Below are 19,946 nucleotides of genomic sequence, written 5' to 3'. Positions count from 1 at the left end.
ATTAAGAAGAGAAAAACACCTGCTTTTTTTCCTTCTTTTTCTGTAAACAGATGAGCATTGGATTAATTGTTCTTTTTTTATTCTTTTAAAATATGTTAAATTTGTTATATGGATTTACAGGCTGAAAAACTGCAACTGGTAAAGATGGTGATTGATACAGAGGATCGAAGCCTGATACGAGATCTTATTACTCTTTTTAAGAGCAGAAGTAAGGCAGAGAGTGAGAATGTCGAGGCATTTTATGATGGGTTTCGTGAAGCTGTTCATGAGATAAAGCTTGCAAAGGAAGGTAAGATTAAACCTCTTAGTCTAAAAGACGCACTGAATGAGCTTTAACATTAATGTTACCAGCAACTTTTTAAGAGAATTAAAACAACTGTCCAGAAAGTATCCTTCGTTAAAAAAAGATTTGGCGGATCTTGCAAAAGAACTAGAACAGCATCCTTATACTGGGATTCACCTTGGCCATAACTTGTATAAGATCAGATTAGCTATTACCAGTAAAGGGCGCGGAAAATCCGGAGGTGCGAGGATTATATCCTATGTTATAAGTAAGGATGGAGATCTATGGCTTATCTCCATTTATGACAAAGCTCAATATGATACTGCGGACATCGAAACCCTGATAGAAATCATTAATTCAGAAGGCCTGTAAGGCGTAAGCTCCTGTCACAATTGCCAGTCAATTCCTTTCCGGAGGAAGTTTAATGTTTTCTCTTCTTCGCTTCCAGGGAGAGGTTTGAAGTTGTAGACCCAGTTTGCCTGAGGAGGCAGGCTCATCAGGATGGATTCGATCCGGCCATTGGTTTCCAGTCCGAATTTTGTGCCGGCATCATATACGAGATTAAATTCGGCGTAACGGCTCCTGCGCTGGTATTGCCAGTTTTTTTCGTTTTCTGTGTATTTTTTGTTCCTGTTCCGGTTTACCAGCTCCGTATAGGCAGGTACGAAACAACGGCCTACAGACTTGGAGAATTCAAAAATCTGTTCCCATGCCAGGCCTGTTCCTCCCGGTGTGAGCCTGTCGTAAAATATTCCCCCGATGCCACGGGTTTCATTCCGGTGTTTAATGAAGAAGTAGTCGTCTGCCCATGTTTTAAATTGAGGGTAAAATGCTGTGGAATACAGATCGCATACCTTCTTCAGTTGCTGGTGAAAGAACTTACCATCCTCTTCAAAGACATAATGAGGTGTAAGATCGATCCCCCCGCCGAACCATCTTATCTCTTCGTTCATTTCAAAGTAGCGAATATTCATGTGAATGATCGGGACCATGGGATGGTTGGGATGGATGACGATCGAAACGCCAGTCGCGAAGAAATCTTCTGTGTCAACCTTAAAGGATCGTTTAACAGGTTCCGGCAATTTTCCGTAGACAGCCGAAAAATTGACACCCCCTTTTTCCAGGATGCTGCCGTTTTGAATAACCCTGGTCCTGCCTCCTCCTCCGCCTTCTCTTTCCCAAATCTCTTCTTCGAATTTACCGGTGCCATCGAGTTCTTCAAGGCCTCTGCAAATCTCATCCTGAATGATCTGGTAATCCCGGGAAATATTTTCTCTGCTGAACATTCTGCAAAGATGATATTTTCATTCGTATAATACGGCCTGCAAAGTAATAAGCCAGTCTTATTTAATGGTCTGCCCGCCTGTTTCCGGCGCGGGCGGCTGAAACAGAAACAAAAGTCCTCCAACAAGGGGTACCAGCAACGCTCCTATTACATTGAGCCAGAGAAAGGAAATAACATCTGCTTTATAGATTATCAGAACGGCAATTTCTGTAATGATCGCTGCAATGAAAACAGAATTTCCGTTGATCTTTTTCAGATAGAAAGCCACAAGGAAAATCCCAAGAATGGTGCCATAGAACAGCGAGCCGAGTATATTGACTGCTTCGATCAGGGATCCCATCCTGGTGGCAAACATAGCGACTATAATACCAAAGATCCCCCAAAAAAGGGTGTGAATGCGGCCGTAATACACCTGTTTTCGCGGATCGACAGATGTTTTTTTATCGATCTGCCCGATATCCATAAGTGAGGATGCTGCCAGTGAGTTTAAGGCAGCAGAGACCGAGCCCCAGGATGCGAGGAAAATGATGGCGAAAAGAAGGCCTACCAGTCCTTTTGGAAGTGTGTTCTTTACAAAAGATAAAAAGATATAATTGGTATCGCTTGCGTCCGAGCTAAGCCCGTTCTTTTGCACCATGTCTTTCACTTCGTTGCGGAGGGATTCAATTTTCTGTTTTGTATCCCTGAACCGGTGTATTTCAGATTCCGGTATGTTGCTGCTTTTTTTGCTGTTGCCGGCAAGATAAGACGCCTGCTGGTTGTAAGCTTGCTGCAAATCCCTGTACTGTGTTTCTATACCGGCGATTTTCTCAGGAAAACGCTCCTGAAGAGCTTTAAATGATACTTCGTTAAAGTAAAGGGGGGCCGGTTTAAAACTATAAAACGCGAACAGTAAGGCGCCTATCAGCAGGATTCCGAATTGCATAGGGATTTTTACCAACCCGTTCATCAGTAAGCCCATTCTGGCCATTTTGGTATCCCTGGCGCTGATATAACGTCCTACCTGGCTTTGATCAGTGCCAAAATAGGAAAGTGCCAGGAAGAACCCTCCGATGATCCCGCTCCAGATATTATACTTGTCTTTCCAGTCGAAGCCTGTTGTGATGACATTTAGCTTACCCGCTTTTCCGGCTACGAAGAGAGCCTCCTGCAGGCCAATGCCTTCAGGCATCTTCTTTACGACCAGCCATCCTGTAAGCGCCATTGCGGCAAGGATGATGATGAACTGGAGCTTTTGGGTATGCGCCACAGCACTGGCCCCTCCGCTGCAAGTGTAGATAATCAGCATTCCTCCCATCACGATGGTCGTGATGTAGATATTCCAGCCCAGGATGGAAGAAAGGATGATTGAAGGGGCATAAATGCTGATACCCGTGGAGAGTGCGCGGGAGAACAGAAAAAGCACAGCCGTTGCCAGCCGTGTTTTGCGGTCGAACCGTTGTTCCAGGTATTCGTATGCCGTGTAAACATTCAGCTTCTGAAATATGGGAATGAAGGTGACGCAAATGATGATCATCGCGATGGGCAGGCCAAAGTAATATTGCACGAAGCGCATTCCGTCGGTATAAGCCTGGCCCGGCGCCGAGATGAAGGTGATAGCACTTGCCTGGGTAGACATAACGCCCAGCAGCACCAGGTACCAGGGCATTTGTTTTCCCGCCAGCAGGTAAGAATGGACGTCGTGCTGCGAGCGTCCCTTATATACTCCGTAAAGGATAATGACGGCTAATGTAGACAGTAATACGGTCCAGTCGGTTAAGCTCATGCCCAATGTTCAGTAAACCAATAATAAAGCAGGATCTGCACGATCAGCGCCAGCAGCAAAGCCAGATACCTGTATGTCCATTTTAGATTCTCCGGTTTCATTTTCCTGCGGATAGCATATTCATCAGCAACCTGACCGCACCTGTATTGCCGGCAGGAAGTTGTCTGAAGAAAGAAAGTGATGAGTAAATATAGTGTCCTTTTCCATAGCGGGTATAAAGTGTGCTGCCCTTTAATGGCTGTTCATCTTCATCATGCATTGAAAACAGTGTTTCGTAGCGGTCGTCCCATTGAGAAGGAAAATAAAGCCCTCTTTCCTGCACCCATCCCCTGAAGTCGGATTCTGTTATCTTATTTGGGTAATTTAGTAAACGATGCGAGGGATCGGTGAATTCCACTTTAGCATCTTCTTCTGTTACCCGGAGATTTGCGAGACTAAAAGGATATGGGCCTATATTGCCTGCAGCAAGATCCTGAAGGGTATTGTATTGCATCACCAGGGTACCTCCATTCTTAACGTACTGGTGAAGTACCGGCAGCCAGTAAGCCATCTTTTTTTCTGTGTTCACCGCCCTGATCCCTGTTATGATGGCATCGAACTGCTCAAGCCCCGCAGCGGAAATGAAGTTTTCATCTTTCAGCACCACCACATCCAGCCCGGCAAGTCTCAGGAAATCTGCTGTAAAATCACCGGCTCCTTCAATATACCCGATCTTCCTGGCAGAGCATTTCCAGGTCTGATTAAGAACTTTAGCGTCTGAGGGGGTAAAATACTGAAGAGTGGGGATATGATCATATCTGATGAGATGCTGAAGCCTGTCGAAACGAAAATCTCCGGACTGAAAAACTGCTTTTAATGTAAATCCATCACCGGATGTTCCTGCCTCAGTCATCTGTTTCGTTTCGAGATGAAACTGGATCACAGTGTCCTGGCCTGTCCTCAGGCTGATATTGTCCTGTTTAAAGACAGGGCGAGTATCTGCGATTAAGGACAGTTCCCCATTAATGTCTTTCATCGCGTGCAGGCGGACGCTTCCATTTAAATCGCCCTTTTCATCGCGGATGAGAAGGGCTCCTGTGAAGCCGGTGATTACTGCCGGAACAATACGAAGTGCTTCTGCGAGGTCTCCCTTGACAGGATCCAGGCGTTTGTAGGACAGCGGGATTCTTACCATAAAGGGCTCTCCTCCTATTTTAAGTTTGAGCACAGCGCCGGGATTAGCTTCAGACGCCGGGATCCCGTTTAGAGTATCCGCAGGAAGATCGTAATGAAATGCATCCTTGCCTGGCCTGGAGAGCCAGTAAGGCTCGGAAACTGGTGTGCCTTCCGGGATCTTTATTTTATAATTAGCTGAGAACAGAGAATCATTTGCCAGTCTCCTGTTCAGCTGTGCCGTCCCGCCCTGCCATTGAAGGGATTCCAGCTGAACGGCTACTTCTGATCTGGCTATAGAGTTGAATGAGAAAGAAAGATCGGATCCGGCAACCGCTTCCGGCTGATTGCAATAAAGCTCGGTCATTAAACCCGAACAATCCAGTATCAGCTGATCTATTTCTTTGAGTTTTTCCTTTCGCCAAAAAGGATCCTTTACCTCTTTAATTTGTTTTTTGATCCTGAGGAGATCCGGCAGGCTGAGGTCGGGGCGGCTATAGTTGAAGTTCTTTATGACATTTTCGATCTGCCCGCCAATATCTTTTCTTCCCACGCGGTTCCAGGTGATGTCGATTCCGTCGAACAAGGTGGATGACATCGCCTGGCCATCTGTCAGCAGGAAATATTCGCTCTGAATCCCTGCTACGGAAGGTGTGCCGGCGCCCTGGCTTCTGTGTACACTTCGGCTGATGCCGGCCAGTTCGCTGTAGCCCATCCCGAGCTGCGGCTTATACTGGCCGGTAGCAAGCTTGAATTGTGATTCGGAAAGGGTGTTGTTAGTCCCGAATCTGTAAGTATTCAGCAGAAGGCGTTTCGGCTGCCAGGGAGTGGAGTACTTAAGTTGTTCGGGGTACCGTTTTTTATCCCCCGCGGCCTTAAATGCTTCAGCTGCAACGATTGCAGATGCCGCGTGCTGCCCGTGTCCGGCACGTGCATCGGGAGGAAAACGGCATATAATGATATCAGGTCTGAAACTCCTGATCGTCCAGACAGCATCGCCGGTAAGAACTGACTGATTCCAATGTTTAAAAGTCTCATTATGGTTTTTCGAAAACCCGAAGTCTACTGCCCTTGTGAAAAACTGTTCAGCCCCGTCAATTTTTCTTGCTTCCAGCAACTCGTAAGTCCTGATAAGCCCAAGCGCGGCACTTTGCTCCCTGCCGAGTATGTTCTGTCCGCCGTCGCCCCGTGTGAGCGAGAGATAAGCGGTACGTACATTCTGATCATGGACTAACCAGCTCAGTAAGCGGGTATTCTCATCATCGGGATGGGCGGCAAAGTATAAGACATTCACCAGCTTGTTAAGCTGAAGAAGCTTATGGTGGATTTCTGCTGATGCAGCAGGTCTCACCTGCTGTCCGATTGCATTGAGTGAGAGAAGAACAAACGATAGTAGTGGTCTGAATCTTTTTGGCATGGGCGCGAAAATATAAAAAAGCCCGCAGAGGCTGGCTGCGGGCACAAATAAAATGCTTTAACGTGAAAGGCCGTGTTTTACAGCGTAATAATTTTGTTATTTTACTGCAACGGGAAGCTGAATATGCTCCCATCTTAATTCAAAGCCGGCTTTGGTAATCACGTATTTTAGTCTTTCCTGCAAGTCGGTTACTTTACGGGGTTTAACTTTTACGCGAAGTGCATCCCGGGACTGGTCGTATTTATATGCTCCCCACTGTTTTGCTACTTTATTGAAGATTACCGTCCATTCAGCATTCTCTTCAGGAATGACGAAAAGTGCATAGGTGCCGGCGGGGAGAGACTTACCTTCTACTTTGACGTCTTTGTCTGTCCTGAAAGTAGTGGCGTCATTTGCACCTGCCCTCCAGACTTTGCCGTAGCTTTCAAGTCCGCCCCAGATGGCCCTGCCTTTAACAGCCGGACTCCCATAAGTAATCTGAACGTTGGCTTTGCCGATCTTAGCGCTTACGCTGTCTTTCGGACTTGCCACAGGTTTTTTTTCCTGTGCAGAAGATGGTACAGTAAAAAGAAGTACGTAGACAAGAAGAGCTAAAGCATTTAGCTTTACTACAAAGTGATTTTTCATGTTATAGTTTTTGAATGGTTGTTGCTTCTGCAAGTTAGCGCATTTTTCTGTTTCCAGGAAATAAAGCGCTTCTTTGCCGGGATAAATAGTATACATCAGGCGAAGCGGCTGTATGAATGCTGATCTGTTGAATATCTCACTGAACATTATGCAGGATATCCGGATTTTATTATTCAGTATAATCGAGGTCTTTGCCGAAGCTTTCCTTCAGCCGGCTGAGTGCAAAAACAGCAATTGCGGTAAGTAAAAAGATCATAATATATCCGCTTTTAATAATCCCAAAATAAGAGGCCAGAAACTCAAACAGCAGTGTCGAGGGAATAAGTGCCCCTCTTACAAAGTTAGGTGCCGTGGTAGTGACGGTTGCCCTGATATTGGTTCCGAACTGTTCAGCAGAGATTGTCACAAAGGTAGCCCAGTATCCTACCGCAAACCCCATAAACAGGCACAACCAGGAGAAGGTCTGCACATTCATTCCGGTTCCGCCGAGATACAGAACGGAAGAAACAAGAATGAGTACCTGGAATACTAAAACAGTAAATTTTCGTGATTTGATGAGCTGGGCCAGCAAGCCTGCAAAGATATCGCCTGCAGAAATTCCGATATAGGTAAACATGATGCCTTTGGCGGCGCTCAACGGCTCCTGGCTATGAAGGGCCTTTCCGAATTCAGGAGCGAGTGTTACAAATATTCCTACCACGAACCAGATGGGCAAACCGATGCAAATACACCACAGGTATTTCAGGAACCGCCCGGAACTTTTGAAGAGCATAAAGAAATTTCCCCGCTTTACTTCCGATTCTGCGGCGTCCCTGAACATTTTGGATTCAAAAGTGCCGAGACGGAGCAGCAGCAGAAGGATGCCGAGTCCTCCGCCAACAAAATAAGACACTCTCCATGAATAATGGGCGGCGACAACAGCGGCGACTAATGCACCGAGAACCCCTACTCCGGCAACAATCATTGTTCCGTAACCCCTTTTGTTTTTATCCATTGTTTCGCTTATAAGCGTGATGCCCGCACCCAGTTCTCCCGCCAGTCCGATTCCGGCAATTAAGCGTATGACGGCATAGTCATGTATCCCGGTGACGAAGCCGTTGGCGATGTTGGCGAGTGAATACATCAGAATAGAGCCGAAAAGCACTTTGATCCTGCCGAATTTATCTCCTGTAATTCCCCAGATGATTCCACCGATCAATAGCCCGGTCATCTGCATATTCAGGACATATTCCCCCATCTTCCTCATTTCATTTTCATGTATGCCAATTTCTTCAAAGCTCCTGACCCTTACGATAGAAAATAATATAAGATCATAGATGTCAACAAAATAGCCCAGTGCAGCTACTATTATTAATAATGCAATATTTTGTTTTCCGGGAAGGGTCTGCTCCATAGATGTAAAGTAATTCGTATAATCTGGATAAACTGGTTGCTGAAAATACGGATTAGAATACAAATGAAGATGTCTGAATAAAAAAAGCCTGATGAAGTCATAACGACAACACCAGGCCTGAGCGATGAGCGTAAAGGGGGTTAAGGTGCCGGTGTATTGGATTTCGAACTTGTGTCTGTTGAGGTGCCCTGTCCTTCCGGCCCTACTGCCCCGCCGGGAATGGATCCGCTGACGGATGTGTCAACCGTCCCCGTGTCGGTTCCTTCTATCTGGGTATTGTTTGCGGTATCAGTCATGGTAGTATCTCCTTCCTGATCCGCGTTTCGCCCGCTGTTACTGCTACAGGCCGAAACTGAGAATGCAAAGCAGGCTGCTGCTATTGCAATTTTAAGGGCATTTGTTTTCATAGTTTTGTTAGTAGTTAAATTATTACTATTGTTGTTCACAGGTAAGGTCCGTCCGGTTACTGAACAGATGTCATCCAGGCCATCGGGTACCGGGTATCTGTCGTAACAACAATGATACCAGTTAAATAATTTTTACAGGCTGGCGGATCTATGAGAATAAGGATGATATAAGATGCGGGTTTCAGAGAGTACATTAAAGTGGGTTTTACGTTTTTACCCTCCTCTTCTGTTCCAGAGAATCTGGGTAAAGAGATTTGATAAAGGATTTATGGGCGTGGAGGTGAAAATATGTAAAAGTATATTAAACCTCAATTACAACCGTTCTATATTCGGAGGAACAATCTACAGTGCAGCGGATCCTTTTTTTGCCGTACTTTTCTATCAGGCATTATTGAAACGCGGATATAAAGCGCTCATTTGGCAGAAAGCGGCGGATATTGACTATATTAAGCCAGGATTCTCGGATCTTTATTTCAGGATCAGGCTGGAGGAGAACGATCTGCTTGAGGCTTGCGAGGTACTCGATACCGAGGGCAGGTTTGTCAGGAGTTTCCCCATTGAAATTAAGGATAAGCATGGAGAAATCTGTGCAAGGGTGAACAGTGTGGTATACATCCGCAAAATGAATAATATTAAAACAGAAATCCTTTAAGTGTTTTATTTATAGTACATGAATCGACTCAAGCCCTACCATATCCGTCAACTAATTCTGGAAGGTGAAGAAGTGTCTTTAGATTTTAAGAAGACCATTACTTCATGTTCAAAAATAGCGAAGACCATGGTCGCTTTTGCCAATAATAAGGGAGGCCGGCTGTTGGTTGGGGTGGCCGATAATGGCGACATTAAAGGAGTAAGATCCGAGGATGAAGAGAAATATATGCTGACTAAGGCAGCTCATTTCTACTGCCGTCCGGCATTGGAACCATCTTTTGAGGAAGTATATATGGATGATAAGATCGTGCTGGTAGCCGAGATCAGAGAAAGCGATATCAAGCCTCACTACGCTCTGGGTGAAGATAATAAGTGGTGGGTATATATACGCGTCAAAGACAAGAGCCTTCTTGCCAGCAAGATCGTGGTAGATGTTCTGAAGGCTGAGTCGAAGGAAGATGGTGTCCTCATTGAATATTCCGGCAAGGAAAAAGCCCTCCTTGAGTATCTTGAATCGAACGAACGTATTACTGCACGTGAATACAGCAGGATGCTGAACCTTTCCCGCCGGCGTGCCCAGCGAATCCTGGTTACTCTCGTGTTATCAGGTCTTATCAGGGTACACACGACGGAAAAGGAAGAGTTTTATACAGCTTCATAGTGCAGGCCTGAAACCAGGCTTAGAATACTCCCAGGGTACTTTTATCCCGGTCTTCGTAACCCCATTCTTCGTCTGCTGCCAGTTCCGTTCCGGTATAAATTCCATGCCGGATGACTGTGTACGTCATCCATAGAATGACTACGGGGGAAAAGAAGAACATCCATGCGGCTCCCGTCGGACAGTTTCCTCCTACGAGGATCAGAAAGACCAGCAGGTACAAGCTGGCCGCTGCGATTGAAAAAATTACTTTGCGTGTCATAGGTAAATGTTTAAGGAAGATGTTGTGTACAGTATATTGTTTAACAGGCTCAATAAAAATGCCAAAACATTTTAGCCTTTCCTGTTATTCAATAAGTGCAAAATCTACACTATGTATACCTTAGGAATTAACGCTGTATTTCACGATTCGGCAGCTTGTCTGCTTAAAGACGGGGTATTGATTGCCGCCGCAGAAGATGAACGGTTTACTCACATTAAGCATGGAAAAAGGCCCGTGCCGTTCAGTACCTGGGAGTTACCCTTTCATGCGATTAATTATTGCCTGGAAGCCGCCGGAATTCACCTTAACGATGTCGGTCATGTCGCTTATTCATTTGATCCGTGGCTGCTGTGCGATGAAACGTACAGGACCCGGCCGGAGATTGAAATTCCGTTTGTACAGTCTTCCGGCACCCGTAGTAAGGAATGGCTGAACCCCTGGGACCCGCTTTTTTTGTCGTATATCATCAATGCCCCACGGCAGCTGAGAGATGGCTATCCTCATCATCTTCAGAATCGTTTTCAGGGTACACGTCCCGATTCCTTTAAATTTCATTATGTTGAGCATCATATCAGTCATGCTGCCAGCGCATTCCATCCGTCTCCTTTCATGGAGGCAGCTGTAATGACGCTTGACGGCCGCGGGGAGCTGGCAACTACTACGTATAATATCGGCTTAGGAAACAAGCTTGAAAGGATCGGACAAGTGAATATGCCCCATTCCCTGGGGCTTCTTTATGAGCAGCTTACCTCCTATCTGGGATTTCTTCATTCTTCCGATGAATACAAGGTGATGGCTCTGGCTTCATATGGTAAACCGGAGTTTGCAGATGATTTCCGCCAGATGATCCGGATTGGCAGCAATGGGGATTATACGATCGGAGATCCAAAGTTTGAAGAGCGGTTTGGCCCGGCCCGCCTGAGGCACGAGGAATTTACAAAGCACCATTTTAATATCGCTCATTCACTGCAGGTTGTGCTTGAAGAGAAAGTACTTGAAATAAGCGACTGGCTTTACAGGGAAACCCGGCAGGAGAACCTCTGTCTTGCCGGCGGCGTAGCTCTTAATTGTGTATTAAATGCAAGATTGAGAGACAGAGGCCCGTTTAAAAATATATGGGTGCAGCCAGCCGCCGGAGATGCAGGTACCGCACTGGGGGCTGCGATATGGGTGGATATCAGTGAACGGAAAAGCAGCAGCAGGGATTTTGAGATGACCCATGCTTACTGGGGGCCTGAATATTCTGACGAAGAAATTGAAAAGTTTATTAAATGGGCTAAGGTGCCGTACAGAAAACTTGAAAATGTAGCAGAAGAGACCGCAGAGATCCTTGCGCAAGACAAGATCATCGGCTGGTATCAGGGACGGATGGAATTTGGTCCCCGGGCACTTGGAAGCCGCTCGATCCTGGCATCTCCTATCAGTCCTGAAATGCAGGCCCGCCTGAATGAAGTAAAGGACCGCGAGGATTTCCGTCCTGTAGCGCCTGTAGTGCTTGAGGAAGATGCATCAGAGTGGTTTGAAAATGCGCACTATTCGCCTTTTATGCTTTTTATCTACGATGTAAAGGCAGAAAAAGCTGATAAGATTCCGGCTGTGAGACATGTCGACGGAACAGCCAGGATTCAGACTGTAAACAAGGAACAGCATCCTGCATATCACGAATTATTGACTGCATTCAAGAGAAAAACAGGCGTCCCCGTCCTGGTAAACACCTCTTTCAATACTTTGGGAAAGCCGATTGTATGCAGTCCCAGGGACGCTATTGAGTGTTTTTGGACATCTCCGTTCGATGCGCTGGTTATTGGTTCATTCCTGATTGAGAAGGAGCAAGTATGAAAGTGTCTGTAGTAATACCTACCTATCGCAGGCCCGGTCTGCTGGTTCGTTGTATCCAGGCTCTTTTGCAACAGGATTTTGAAAAAGACGAATATGAAATTATAGTGGTCAGTGACGGTCCGGATAAGGAAACATCTGCTAAGATAGCACAGTGGACAGGCCGGGCAAATCCCTGCGTCACTTATATGGCGACTGCCGGAAAGATGGGGCCTGCAGCTTCAAGAAACCTCGGGTGGCGAAATTCTTCAGCGCATCTGGTTGCGTTTACAGATGACGACTGTATACCGGAACGCGACTGGCTCCGTACCGTATGGAACAGTTATAAGGGGGAGGAATTTATCGCTTTCACCGGACAGGTAATCGTTCCGAGGCCCCCGGTGCCGACAGACTATGAGCTGAATATCTCAAATCTTGAGACTGCGGAATTTGTGACGGCAAATTGCGTTTGTACGAAACGTGCCCTGGAAATCACAGGGGGATTTGACGAACGGTTCGGAATGGCCTGGAGAGAAGATAGTGATCTGCACTTTAAGCTTTTGCAGAACGGAATTTCCATCAGGAAAATTCAGGCAGTAGTAGTTCACCCTGTTCGTAAAGCGCCATGGGGCATTAGTATTAAAGAACAAAAGAAGGGCATTTACAATGCTCTTCTTTATAAAAAGTATCCCAGGCTTTACCGCGAAAGGATCAAGCCCTCTCCTTCCTGGAATTATTATGGTATGGTTGTGTGCGCTGTTGCCATGGTATTTAGTTATCTCCGGGGATACCCTCTTGCGGGGAGCCTGTTTATGGCAGGCTGGCTGATCCTGCTGGTGTTTTTCGTTAGAAAACGCTTGTTGGGTACAACGAGGAGCCGGTCACACGTGATGGAGATGGCCGTGACATCGGCTGTGATCCCCTTCGTTTCGATTTTCTGGCAATGGTATGGCTCTCTTAAATTCAGAGTATTGTTTTTATAGTGAGGGAGCAGTTTTTATCGTTAATGAAAAGATTATATGAGTAATGAATTGATTTTTCCCGGTACGGAAATTAAAAAAGTTGCTGTTTTCCGGGCTTTACAATTGGGAGATATGTTGTGTGCTGTTCCGGCCCTTCGGGCATTAAGAGCGGCATATCCTGACTCTGAAATAACCCTTCTTGGCCTGCCCTGGGCTAAAAGCTTGACGGAGCGGTTTGGGAGCTATATTGACCGTTTTCTATGGTTTCCCGGGTTCCCCGGTCTTCCCGAGCAGCCTTTCAGCGCACCGGTGTTCAATACATTTCTGCAAAAGGTGATCAGGGAGGAGTTTGATCTGGTATTTCAGATGCAGGGAAACGGGAGCATCGTGAATCCGATGATAGAGCTCTTCGGTGCGAAGCAGACAGCGGGCTATGTTTTACCAGGTTCGTATGCGCCTGGTAATGGTTTGTATATGACCTACCCTGACTATGGGCACGAAGCGGCGAGGCACGTGCAGTTAATGGAGTTCCTGGGAATTCCTTCAAAAGGAACAGACCTGGAATTTCCTCTTTTCGAAAAGGATTATGCCGACTTTAATGAAGCTGCCCTCCCTCTTGACGAAGCCGCTTATATCTGTATCCATGCAGGATCAAGAGGTGCAGGCCGACGATGGCCTCCCGAATATTTTGCAAAGCTTGCGGATCTTGCTGCAAGCCGCGGCTTCGTTCCGGTTCTGACGGGGACGGCAGATGAACTTGAAATTGTTCACCAGGTGGCATCGCATATGCGCAGCTCTCCGCTGATAACTGCCGGGAAAACTACTCTCGGGGCAGTGGGGGTGCTACTGGAGCAATCTTCAGGACTCATTTCCAATTGTACCGGAGTGTCGCATATATCTGCTGCGCTTAAAGTACCGAGTGTCATTGTGAGCATGGACGGCGAGCCCGGGAGATGGGGACCTCAGAACCACGATCTGCATGCTGTGATCGACTGGACTACTCAGCCGGACTTCAGGCTGGTAGAAGAAGCGCTTGAAAGAATGCTCGGCAATTCCTGAGAGGTCTACACCGTCTTTACATCTTTTTCGTCGTAGCTTTCTATATCCGTGATGTAGTTGTTCCTGATCAGGAAATCAAACAGGGGCTTTGCCGATTCGGAGACAGGCATGTTCTGTGTCGTGATGATCTCGCTGTTCTTCTTATCCAGGTAAGGATAAGCATATAATTTCACGTTGCGGCTGAACAAGTCACTTACATAAGCAAGCAGTTCGTCCGTGTAGTTCTCCCGGTACATGGATGAATCGAAAATACGCTTCAGGTTGGCAATATTCGTGGAGATGCCAACGCTGTTGGGTTTACAGCGCGAAAGGTACTGCGCCAGCTTATGGTTTCTGGTGAAGTTGGATACGATCACATTATTGCCGGTAGCACACAGCTCTTCTGCTCTCCTGGCGAATTCTTCCAGGTCAGCGGCATTTATTTCTTCCTGGCTGTCCAGCGCGTTCGACATCAATACTTCTATAAGCACGAGGATGTTACGGTCGTCTATGTTCTGTGAACGTTTAAATTGTTCGACAGCACGGTTGAACAAATCAAAGTTCGGAGTAGATTTTTGCCGGTATTTGGTCCGGAGGATCATGACGTCTTTCTTGTACAGTAGATCTTTGGACTGGCATACATGTGCGTTTTTATCGAAGATCGCCGCACTTGAAAATCCTTTAGCGATGAGATATAAGTTGACGAGCCGGTCGTTGGCATCCCTGAATGCAGGTCCCCGCAGATTTACCAGGTCTATTTCAACAGATCCTACAGATAAATTGTCTACCAGCGACTCAATCATGGTCTGGGTATCGCCTGAAAGGAAGAAAGCTGCAAACACGAGGTTGACCCCAAGTATTCCGAGTACATTCTGCTGAAGGCTGCTGTCACTGTCGAGCATTCGGATATGGATGATGATCTCATTCGCTTCACCACCAGGCTCAGACTGGAACATAATGCCGAGCCAGCCATGAGGATCGTTGGTTTTGCTATAATTCAGGGTCGTTACCGTGTCGGCGAAAGCGAAAAAACGCCGGCCTGTGTATTTTTCTCCAACCAGGCGTGCTGTGAGAAGGTCAAATTCATGCCTGAGCATTTTATTCAACCTCGATTTGCTTACGTATCTGCCTGATTTTTCTGCTCCGTAAATTTCATTGCTGAAGGCCATGTCGTAAGCCGACATCGTTTTCGCTATTGTTCCGGAAGCGGCCCCGGCTGTAAAGAAGTTTCTGGCAACTTCCTGGCCGGCTCCTATTTCGGCAAATGTTCCGTAAATGGTGGGTTCAAGATTTATTTTGAGAGCTTTTCTTTTTGTTTCGAGTATTTCACGCAGCATGACCAAAATTACATTTTTAAGCCCGGAAACAAAAAAGGCACTGCTTTTTATTGAGCAGTGCCTGGTTTCTTACCACGTTTCTTAATGTGTTTATTTTACAGAAATTTCGCGTGAGAGTAATTTAGCTTCTTCTTTTTTAGTAACGTTCACTTTTAATACTCCGTCGATATATTCGGCTTCAATAGCGCCTGCATCGGCTGATTCGGGCAGGGTAAATGAACGGACAAATGAGGTATAGCTGTATTCTCTCCGGCTGTACTTGCGGCTCTCATTGGTGCTCTCCGCTTTCTTTTCCGCTGAAATGCTTAATACATTCTTATCAAGATTGATCCGGAAGTCCTCTTTCTTTAAGCCTGGCGCAGCCAGTTCAATATGAAACTGGTTTTCGGTTTCAGAAATATTCACAGCCGGAACCTTCGACGTGAGACGATCTGAAACGTATGAATCATGAAAGAATGAGTCAAATACGTCGTTAAACCATGGTTTTAAAGTTGTTCCGTTGTTTCCGTTTGCAAATTTTACTAGTGTCATTTTTATATCCTCCTAAAAGTTTTCTTTGTTTTTGTTACAACATTTACAAGCAGTGTACCAAAACATTTTTAGCGGAAAAAACGTTTATTTTAAGTCAAAATGACATGTCTATTTAAAAACAAACCGACAAATTGTCCTTTTATATGAATTTATCGAGCTTTAACTATAAAACCTACATTCCTGTACGTTTTGGAGACCTCAATGCCTTTGGGGTGGTAAACAATGATGTGTTTCTGAGTTATTTTGAGATTGCCCACTCCGGATACTGGAAACACATCACTAAGTGGCAAAGCAAGTCGAAGGGAGTGATTATAGGACGAGCTGAGCTTAATTACAGGAAGCCTGTGAGATTTAATGATGAGCTGTATGCCTATGTGAAGACTTCAAAGGTAGGCAATTGCAGTTTTGAAGTAGAATACGTACTCACTGTCAAGAAGAATGCCGATGAGGAGATCTGTACTACGGGCAGTACTACTTGTATCTTTTATGATTTCGAAAAGGACAAGCCCATCCCCCTGCCTGCCATTCAGAGAGAAAAGATGATGGCATTTGAGGCTCTTGCTGTATAGATTTAAGTGCGGGTATAATTGAATTCCACCAGTGAGTTATTGATTTCTCCTGATAAGGGAAGGCGCATCTTCCGGATACTTACCCTGATGGTATCGATATCCGGAAATAGTTCTTTTATACGTTCTATGATGCTTAGTGCCACGGTTTCAAGAAGCTTTCTGGTGTTTTTCATTTCCGATTCTGCAATTTCATACAGCTTTTCATAGTTTACGGTGTCTTCAAGTTCGTCGTTCCCGTCGTGAACTACCTGCATTTCTGTGATGATGTCTACCATGAACTCGTTACCCAGGACTTGCTCTTCCGGGTAAAAACCGTGAAATGCAAAAAAGCGGATTCCCTCAAGCCCAATTTTTTTTCTTAATGCCATGATGATGCCTTGTTATAGGATTTGCAAATCTGGTAAAAATCTGTAAATCTTCATGGGCTATTGTGAAGCTATTTACTGATAGTTTATATTTGCCATCATCGTTATTTGATACTCATGAAATTTCTTTATTTATCAGCATCTGTCCTCTTATTGTTCTCTGCATGCAGCTCTAAGGAGTCGAAAAAGCTTCCCATACTGGGAAATCGCGAGGCCGTTGAAAAAACTGTTGACGGGAAAACGGTTGTGGATACTGTTTATCAGACCATACCGGAATTCAGTTTTGTTAATCAGGACAGCAATATTGTTACGGATAAAACCTTTGAGGGGAAGATCTATGTTGTAGACTTCTTTTTCACTACCTGTCCGTCGATCTGTCCGGTGATGCACCGTAACATGCTTAAAGTATATGAGAAGTATAAGGGCAATCCTGATGTGATGATAGCTTCTCACACCATTGACTATAAGCACGATACTCCGGCTAAACTAAAGGAATACGCGACTAAAATGGGCGTAGAGGGAACCCAGTGGGAGTTTTTGAGGGGAAGCCGGGATTCTGTATATACCCTGGCTGAGAAGCATTACCTGGTTGCAGTTGGCGAGGACAAGAATGCCCCGGGCGGGTACGTTCACCAGGGCTGGTTTGTGCTGGTAGACAAAGATAAGCGGCTCCGGGGAGCGTACGACGGCACCCAGGCTGATCAGGTTGATAAGCTCATGGCGGATATGGATGTCCTGCTGGATGAATACCGGAATGGAAACAAATAGCCCTTTCCGTTCTTTAGCTGTACTTGTAATGTTTGCCTTTGGCCTGGCGTCATGTCAGAACGAGAAGGACCTGGATTATGCACGTTATTATACAAACGGCAAGCAACTTTATGATGCTAATTGCCTGAATTGCCACGCATCAGATGGTGCAGGGCTCCGGGGCCTGATCCCTCCCCTTTCGGATACTTTATTCCTGAGAAAAAACAGGGATCGCCTTGCATGTATCATTAAACATGGAATGAATGAAAAAATACAGGTAAACGGAAAGGAGTATGATCAGCTGATGCCGGCAAACGAGCAGCTGCCTGATATTGATATCGCGGCTATTGTAACCTATATTACGAACAGTTTCGGCAATGACCAGGGACTGTACGACCAGGAAGAGGCCAGCCGGGATTTGAAGAAGTGCGTTGAGTAGAGTTGAAAGTTGAAAGTAGAAAGTTTCGGGGGCGTAAAAGTGTCCGGATTGAAGGAATGATATCAGACTTTATTCGAACTTAAATTTTTATCTTTGTATGCTGTTCTATCGCTGTCCGCTTTGCGGAGAGAGGAAAGTCCGGGCAACACAGAGCATCCTGCTTCCTAACGGGAAGGGCGTATAAAAGCGTACGGAAAGTGCCACAGAAAACAAACTACCCTGCCGTTTGACGGTGTGGGAAAAGGTGAAAACGTGAGGTAAGAGCTCACGGCTTTGTATGGCGACATGCATCGCGGTAAACCCCGGGAGTTGAAAGACCAAATAAGCTGGCATTTAAGGGCTGCTCGTTCTTATCATGTTTTTCATGGTGTGTCAGCGGGTAGGTCGTTTGAGCCTGGCAGCAATGTCAGGACTAGATAAATGATAGAAATCCGTTTACGGAGACAGAACCCGGCTTACAGGCAATAAGGAGGATGACCTAACAGTCATCCTCTTTTGTTATAGTACTGTGAACATGAATTTGAAAATGGAGTGCCCGTTCGCTATCAGTTCTGTGAAAATCTTGAGCAAAAGATATGCTCTTAATATAACTATGACCAGTTTAAGCTTGAATTGTGGTGTAAATTGTATATATGGCGCAATTTATTTCTCAGTTTTAGGGTTGCAAGCTTCTCTTAACGAGGCGTTAAGGGTTTGTTATTGAAAAACTGTATATATTTGTATACATTCTTAAAACCATTTGCTGGGCTTGGGTGTTTCAAATTTAGAGCAATTATGGCAAAAATTCTTATTGTTGACGATGAGCGTGCTATACGCAATACATTGAGGGAAATCCTGGAATATGAAGATTATGAGGTTGAGGATGTAGATAACGGGATTGAAGGGCTGGAGTATATCAAGAGCAATGACCTTGATCTGGTGCTTTGCGATATTAAAATGAACAGGATGGACGGAATGGAGGTTCTTTCAGAAGGACTTGCCGTGAAACCGGATCTGCCGTTCATTATGATATCCGGTCACGGAACGATTGAGACAGCTGTTGAGGCCAGCAAAAAAGGAGCTTACGACTTTATTTCGAAACCACCTGATCTGAACCGTTTGCTGATTACGGTCAGAAATGCGCTTGAACGCGGAAATCTTGTTACCGAAACCAAGGTTTTAAAACGCAAGGTGAGCAAAGTCAGGGAAATTCTCGGCGATTCACCTGCTATCAGGAAGATTAAAGATACGATTGACAGGGTCGCCCCTACCGAGGCCAGGGTACTCATAACGGGTGCCAACGGAAGTGGAAAGGAACTTGTAGCCCGCTGGCTTCACGAAAAGTCGCACCGGGCAAACGGACCTATCATAGAGGTCAACTGTGCCGCTATTCCTTCAGAATTAATTGAGAGTGAATTGTTCGGACATGAGAAAGGTTCATTTACTTCAGCCGTAAAGCAGAGGATCGGTAAATTTGAGCAGGCCAACGGAGGAACTCTTTTCCTGGATGAAATAGGGGATATGAGCCATTCCGCCCAGGCGAAGGTTTTACGCGCTTTACAGGAAAGCAAGATCACGCGGGTCGGCGGAGAAAAAGAAATTGAAGTGGATGTACGGGTTGTGGCAGCGACTAACAAAGATCTCCTGAAGGAGATAGAGCTTGGAAATTTCAGAATGGACCTTTACCATCGTTTGAGTGTCATTTTGATTCATGTCCCTCCTTTGACGGAAAGGAAAGACGATATTCCGGTTATTGCACAGAGCTTTTGCCAGGATATCTGCGCAGAATACGGCATGCCGGTGAAGCGCTTCAACGAAGGCGCAATTGATGCTTTGAAATCACTTCCCTGGACTGGAAATATACGGGAACTAAGGAATATGGTCGAACGTCTTATTATTTTAAGTGATAAGACTATTACGGAGAATGACGTTTTTACGTTCGCCAACCCCTCAGGGCCGCAAACAATTCCGGGTCAGTCGCCGGCTGCTCAGGGACCCTATATGGATTTTGATAAGTTTGCCAGCTTCCAGGAATATAAAGACCAGGCTGAGAAAGAATATATAAAATATAAGCTTGAAAAGAATAACTGGAACGTATCCAAAACTGCTGATGACATCGATATCCAAAGAAGTCATTTGTACAGTAAGATTGATAAGTACGGTCTGAAACGATCTGAATGATGCTGAATCCTGCCTGGAGTTTTTCAGGCAGGACTTTTTTATCCCGCCTTACGATACCTTATCATATTTATCCTCTGATATTT

At 45.6% G+C, this 19,946-nt stretch carries 21 protein-coding genes and 1 other RNA gene; 12 read left to right on the top strand and 10 right to left on the bottom strand.

Annotation, left to right across the window (positions count from 1 at the left end):
* Window positions 1–108: 108 nt before the first annotated feature.
* On the top strand, window positions 109–336 hold the full coding sequence (locus DDR33_RS03580; protein WP_109414386.1) for a hypothetical protein: 228 nt from the start codon (window positions 109–111) through the stop codon (window positions 334–336).
* The gene (locus tag DDR33_RS03575; protein WP_109414385.1) at window positions 326–655 is read left to right on the top strand and encodes a type II toxin-antitoxin system RelE/ParE family toxin; all 330 of its coding nucleotides are present in this window, start codon (window positions 326–328) and stop codon (window positions 653–655) included. The genes DDR33_RS03580 and DDR33_RS03575 overlap by 11 nt, the downstream gene beginning before the upstream one ends.
* 14 nt (window positions 656–669) lie before the next feature.
* Here the strand turns inward: DDR33_RS03575 and hemF are convergent, their stop codons facing one another.
* The 6 genes from hemF to DDR33_RS03545 all read right to left on the bottom strand — a co-directional run bounded on the left by hemF (window position 670) and on the right by DDR33_RS03545 (window position 8,329).
* A complete protein-coding gene (hemF, locus tag DDR33_RS03570) occupies window positions 670–1,569 on the bottom strand; it encodes an oxygen-dependent coproporphyrinogen oxidase (RefSeq protein ID WP_109414384.1) in 900 nt (299 codons plus the stop codon).
* A gap of 57 nt (window positions 1,570–1,626) precedes the next feature.
* Window positions 1,627–3,333, bottom strand: a complete 1,707-nt coding sequence (locus DDR33_RS03565; RefSeq protein ID WP_109414383.1) for a sodium:solute symporter — start codon at window positions 3,331–3,333, stop codon at window positions 1,627–1,629.
* A gap of 97 nt (window positions 3,334–3,430) precedes the next feature.
* The gene (locus DDR33_RS03560; protein WP_109414382.1) at window positions 3,431–5,902 is read right to left on the bottom strand and encodes a PIG-L family deacetylase; all 2,472 of its coding nucleotides are present in this window, start codon (window positions 5,900–5,902) and stop codon (window positions 3,431–3,433) included.
* Between the two features lie 96 nt (window positions 5,903–5,998).
* Window positions 5,999–6,529 carry a DUF2911 domain-containing protein gene (locus DDR33_RS03555; RefSeq protein ID WP_109414558.1) on the bottom strand — a complete coding sequence of 177 codons (531 nt, stop codon included), beginning with the start codon at window positions 6,527–6,529 and terminating at the stop codon, window positions 5,999–6,001.
* Between the two features lie 169 nt (window positions 6,530–6,698).
* The gene (locus tag DDR33_RS03550; RefSeq protein ID WP_109414381.1) at window positions 6,699–7,922 is read right to left on the bottom strand and encodes an MFS transporter; all 1,224 of its coding nucleotides are present in this window, start codon (window positions 7,920–7,922) and stop codon (window positions 6,699–6,701) included.
* A 140-nt stretch (window positions 7,923–8,062) separates the two neighbouring features.
* Window positions 8,063–8,329 (bottom strand): hypothetical protein, encoded by a 267-nt coding sequence (locus DDR33_RS03545; protein ID WP_109414380.1) that lies wholly within the window; start codon window positions 8,327–8,329, stop codon window positions 8,063–8,065.
* A 172-nt stretch (window positions 8,330–8,501) separates the two neighbouring features.
* On the opposite strand from DDR33_RS03545, the gene DDR33_RS03540 reads away from it, so the two are divergent.
* Window positions 8,502–8,981, top strand: coding sequence for a DUF4442 domain-containing protein (locus tag DDR33_RS03540; RefSeq protein ID WP_109414379.1), 480 nt, complete (start codon window positions 8,502–8,504; stop codon window positions 8,979–8,981).
* A gap of 18 nt (window positions 8,982–8,999) precedes the next feature.
* Entirely contained in the window at window positions 9,000–9,641 is a 642-nt protein-coding gene (locus DDR33_RS03535) for an RNA-binding domain-containing protein (RefSeq protein ID WP_109414378.1), read from the top strand.
* A gap of 19 nt (window positions 9,642–9,660) precedes the next feature.
* On the opposite strand, the gene DDR33_RS03530 is transcribed toward DDR33_RS03535, so the two are convergent.
* Window positions 9,661–9,900, bottom strand: coding sequence for a hypothetical protein (locus DDR33_RS03530; protein ID WP_109414377.1), 240 nt, complete (start codon window positions 9,898–9,900; stop codon window positions 9,661–9,663).
* A 111-nt stretch (window positions 9,901–10,011) separates the two neighbouring features.
* On the opposite strand from DDR33_RS03530, the gene DDR33_RS03525 reads away from it, so the two are divergent.
* From DDR33_RS03525 to DDR33_RS03515, 3 genes are read left to right on the top strand one after another with little or no spacing between them, the layout of a single operon-like run.
* The gene (locus tag DDR33_RS03525; RefSeq protein WP_109414376.1) at window positions 10,012–11,739 is read left to right on the top strand and encodes a carbamoyltransferase family protein; all 1,728 of its coding nucleotides are present in this window, start codon (window positions 10,012–10,014) and stop codon (window positions 11,737–11,739) included.
* Window positions 11,736–12,698: a glycosyltransferase family 2 protein gene (locus DDR33_RS03520; protein ID WP_109414375.1), complete on the top strand. Its 963-nt coding sequence runs from the start codon at window positions 11,736–11,738 to the stop codon at window positions 12,696–12,698. The genes DDR33_RS03525 and DDR33_RS03520 overlap by 4 nt, the downstream gene beginning before the upstream one ends.
* A gap of 36 nt (window positions 12,699–12,734) precedes the next feature.
* Entirely contained in the window at window positions 12,735–13,736 is a 1,002-nt protein-coding gene (locus DDR33_RS03515; protein WP_109414374.1) for a glycosyltransferase family 9 protein, read from the top strand.
* Window positions 13,737–13,741: 5 nt separating this feature from the next.
* Here the strand turns inward: DDR33_RS03515 and DDR33_RS03510 are convergent, their stop codons facing one another.
* Together DDR33_RS03510 and DDR33_RS03505 are read right to left on the bottom strand one after the other, a co-directional pair.
* Window positions 13,742–15,052: a nicotinamide mononucleotide adenylyltransferase gene (locus DDR33_RS03510; protein WP_109414373.1), complete on the bottom strand. Its 1,311-nt coding sequence runs from the start codon at window positions 15,050–15,052 to the stop codon at window positions 13,742–13,744.
* A gap of 90 nt (window positions 15,053–15,142) precedes the next feature.
* Window positions 15,143–15,583 (bottom strand): Hsp20/alpha crystallin family protein, encoded by a 441-nt coding sequence (locus DDR33_RS03505; RefSeq protein WP_109414372.1) that lies wholly within the window; start codon window positions 15,581–15,583, stop codon window positions 15,143–15,145.
* A gap of 143 nt (window positions 15,584–15,726) precedes the next feature.
* Between DDR33_RS03505 and DDR33_RS03500 the strand changes: the two genes are divergently transcribed.
* Window positions 15,727–16,152, top strand: coding sequence for an acyl-CoA thioesterase (locus DDR33_RS03500; protein WP_109414371.1), 426 nt, complete (start codon window positions 15,727–15,729; stop codon window positions 16,150–16,152).
* Window positions 16,153–16,154: 2 nt separating this feature from the next.
* Here DDR33_RS03500 and folB read toward each other — a convergent pair whose 3' ends face one another.
* Window positions 16,155–16,520 (bottom strand): dihydroneopterin aldolase, encoded by a 366-nt coding sequence (gene folB / locus DDR33_RS03495; RefSeq protein ID WP_109414370.1) that lies wholly within the window; start codon window positions 16,518–16,520, stop codon window positions 16,155–16,157.
* A 114-nt stretch (window positions 16,521–16,634) separates the two neighbouring features.
* Here folB and DDR33_RS03490 point away from each other — a divergent pair, with 114 nt between their 5' ends.
* The 4 genes from DDR33_RS03490 to DDR33_RS03475 all read left to right on the top strand — a co-directional run bounded on the left by DDR33_RS03490 (window position 16,635) and on the right by DDR33_RS03475 (window position 19,863).
* Window positions 16,635–17,285, top strand: a complete 651-nt coding sequence (locus DDR33_RS03490; protein WP_109414369.1) for an SCO family protein — start codon at window positions 16,635–16,637, stop codon at window positions 17,283–17,285.
* Complete coding sequence (locus DDR33_RS03485; protein ID WP_238387654.1) at window positions 17,272–17,703, top strand: c-type cytochrome; 432 nt, start codon at window positions 17,272–17,274, stop codon at window positions 17,701–17,703. Before DDR33_RS03490 ends, DDR33_RS03485 begins: the two co-directional genes overlap by 14 nt.
* Before the next feature lie 91 nt (window positions 17,704–17,794).
* Window positions 17,795–18,177, top strand: an RNA gene (rnpB, locus tag DDR33_RS03480) — RNase P RNA component class A.
* A gap of 300 nt (window positions 18,178–18,477) precedes the next feature.
* Window positions 18,478–19,863 (top strand): sigma-54-dependent transcriptional regulator, encoded by a 1,386-nt coding sequence (locus tag DDR33_RS03475; RefSeq protein ID WP_109414368.1) that lies wholly within the window; start codon window positions 18,478–18,480, stop codon window positions 19,861–19,863.
* Window positions 19,864–19,946: the final 83 nt, after the last annotated feature.

The sequence above is a fragment of the Pararcticibacter amylolyticus genome, from assembly GCF_003130405.1.
Classification (GTDB): Bacteria; Bacteroidota; Bacteroidia; order Sphingobacteriales; family Sphingobacteriaceae; genus Arcticibacter; species Arcticibacter amylolyticus.
The sequence above is the reverse complement of the archived record's forward strand: the minus strand, read 5'-3'. Positions and strand labels throughout refer to the sequence as shown.

Excerpts from the sequence above, each read along its gene's own strand:
- DDR33_RS03520 (WP_109414375.1), top strand. The coding sequence starts at position 11,736 with ATGAAAGTGTCTGTAGTAATACCTACCTATCGCAGGCCCGGTCTGCTG.
- DDR33_RS03565 (WP_109414383.1), bottom strand. The coding sequence starts at position 3,333 with ATGAGCTTAACCGACTGGACCGTATTACTGTCTACATTAGCCGTCATT.
- DDR33_RS03560 (WP_109414382.1), bottom strand. The coding sequence starts at position 5,902 with ATGCCAAAAAGATTCAGACCACTACTATCGTTTGTTCTTCTCTCACTC.
- folB (WP_109414370.1), bottom strand. The coding sequence starts at position 16,520 with ATGGCATTAAGAAAAAAAATTGGGCTTGAGGGAATCCGCTTTTTTGCA.
- DDR33_RS03515 (WP_109414374.1), top strand. The coding sequence starts at position 12,735 with ATGAGTAATGAATTGATTTTTCCCGGTACGGAAATTAAAAAAGTTGCT.
- DDR33_RS03540 (WP_109414379.1), top strand. The coding sequence starts at position 8,502 with ATGCGGGTTTCAGAGAGTACATTAAAGTGGGTTTTACGTTTTTACCCT.
- DDR33_RS03510 (WP_109414373.1), bottom strand. The coding sequence starts at position 15,052 with ATGCTGCGTGAAATACTCGAAACAAAAAGAAAAGCTCTCAAAATAAAT.
- DDR33_RS03500 (WP_109414371.1), top strand. The coding sequence starts at position 15,727 with ATGAATTTATCGAGCTTTAACTATAAAACCTACATTCCTGTACGTTTT.
- hemF (WP_109414384.1), bottom strand. The coding sequence starts at position 1,569 with ATGTTCAGCAGAGAAAATATTTCCCGGGATTACCAGATCATTCAGGAT.
- DDR33_RS03530 (WP_109414377.1), bottom strand. The coding sequence starts at position 9,900 with ATGACACGCAAAGTAATTTTTTCAATCGCAGCGGCCAGCTTGTACCTG.
- DDR33_RS03545 (WP_109414380.1), bottom strand. The coding sequence starts at position 8,329 with ATGAAAACAAATGCCCTTAAAATTGCAATAGCAGCAGCCTGCTTTGCA.
- DDR33_RS03490 (WP_109414369.1), top strand. The coding sequence starts at position 16,635 with ATGAAATTTCTTTATTTATCAGCATCTGTCCTCTTATTGTTCTCTGCA.
- DDR33_RS03475 (WP_109414368.1), top strand. The coding sequence starts at position 18,478 with ATGGCAAAAATTCTTATTGTTGACGATGAGCGTGCTATACGCAATACA.
- DDR33_RS03555 (WP_109414558.1), bottom strand. The coding sequence starts at position 6,529 with ATGAAAAATCACTTTGTAGTAAAGCTAAATGCTTTAGCTCTTCTTGTC.
- DDR33_RS03550 (WP_109414381.1), bottom strand. The coding sequence starts at position 7,922 with ATGGAGCAGACCCTTCCCGGAAAACAAAATATTGCATTATTAATAATA.
- DDR33_RS03525 (WP_109414376.1), top strand. The coding sequence starts at position 10,012 with ATGTATACCTTAGGAATTAACGCTGTATTTCACGATTCGGCAGCTTGT.
- DDR33_RS03575 (WP_109414385.1), top strand. The coding sequence starts at position 326 with ATGAGCTTTAACATTAATGTTACCAGCAACTTTTTAAGAGAATTAAAA.
- DDR33_RS03505 (WP_109414372.1), bottom strand. The coding sequence starts at position 15,583 with ATGACACTAGTAAAATTTGCAAACGGAAACAACGGAACAACTTTAAAA.
- DDR33_RS03535 (WP_109414378.1), top strand. The coding sequence starts at position 9,000 with ATGAATCGACTCAAGCCCTACCATATCCGTCAACTAATTCTGGAAGGT.
- DDR33_RS03485 (WP_238387654.1), top strand. The coding sequence starts at position 17,272 with ATGGAAACAAATAGCCCTTTCCGTTCTTTAGCTGTACTTGTAATGTTT.
- DDR33_RS03580 (WP_109414386.1), top strand. The coding sequence starts at position 109 with ATGGATTTACAGGCTGAAAAACTGCAACTGGTAAAGATGGTGATTGAT.